General features: G+C 77.4%; 1 protein-coding gene. It reads right to left on the bottom strand.

Annotated elements, in window-relative coordinates; genetic code table 11:
* On the bottom strand, nt 1–563 hold a 563-nt coding region (locus G3I42_RS17645), incomplete at both ends, for an MFS transporter (protein WP_164287093.1).

The raw sequence follows: 563 nt of genomic DNA, 5'->3' as shown, positions 1-563 counted from the left end.
GACGTTGAGCGCCGTCGTCGCGCACGCGCCCGCCAACGTCGGCGCCCCGCCCGCCTCGTACAGGACCCGCGTGACGAGGGTGCTGCCGAGGGCGAACGACAGCGCGCCCTGGACGAAGACGAGCGGCAGCAGCACGGCTGGCGCGCCCGCCGCGAGAGCCAGCGCCGGCCAGCCCGCGAGCAGCGCCGGGAAGGCGACCACGAGCAGGAGGCCCGGACGGCGGTCCGAGAAGCGGCCCGCCAGCGTGACCCCGGCGAAGGACCCCGCGCCGAAGAGCATCAGCACCACGGCGACCCAGCGCTCCCCGAGACCGGCGGGGCCGGTCACGACCGGGGCGAGGTACGTGAAAGCTGCGAAGGTAGCCGCGTTGACCAGCGCGCCGAGCAGCATCGCGAGGAGCAGCGACGGCCTGCGGAGCACCGCCGCCTCCGCGCGCGGCGCGAGCCCACCCCCCGCGGGGCGACCCGCCGGCACCCCCACGAACACGCCGAGCGCGGCCGGGACGCACAGCGCTGCGAGACCCCAGAACACCGCCCGCCAGCCGTACAGCGCGCCGAGCGCCG

It is taken from the genome of Streptomyces sp. SID11385 (assembly GCF_010548245.1).
Classification (GTDB): Bacteria; Actinomycetota; Actinomycetes; order Streptomycetales; family Streptomycetaceae; genus Streptomyces.
This window is presented reverse-complemented; position numbering and strand designations above follow the sequence as displayed.